Source organism: Pseudomonas sp. SIMBA_041, from assembly GCF_046535095.1.
Classification (GTDB): domain Bacteria; phylum Pseudomonadota; class Gammaproteobacteria; order Pseudomonadales; family Pseudomonadaceae; genus Aquipseudomonas; species Aquipseudomonas mucoides.
Genome location: NZ_JAWRXJ010000382.1, coordinates 1 through 267, shown reverse-complemented (window position 1 = coordinate 267; position 267 = coordinate 1). Strand labels below are relative to the sequence as shown.

Genomic DNA, 267 nt, shown 5'->3' with positions numbered 1-267 from the left:
GACCCGGCCGCCTGGACGGCCGGCCACCAGGCGTTCATCGAGGCCTTCCAGGAAAAGGCCGGCCTGGTGGAGCGTTTCAAGACCCACAACGCGGTGCTGCGCAACTCCCTGGCGTTCCTGCCCACTGCCGAAGACGATATCCAGCGCCGCCTGGCCGGCCTTGACGACCAGGCGCGGCTGTCAGAGCAGACCATTGCCATCGATACCTATGACCTGCTGCTCAGCAGCCTGGAGTTCGCCCAGGTTTCCAGCGACGACCGGGCCGCA

1 protein-coding gene is annotated in these 267 nt (G+C 66.7%); it reads left to right on the top strand.

What is annotated here, in order from left to right; genetic code table 11:
- Nucleotides 1-267 (top strand): DAHL domain-containing protein (locus SB725_RS31580; RefSeq protein ID WP_410923367.1); only part of this gene is annotated, 267 nt, incomplete at both ends.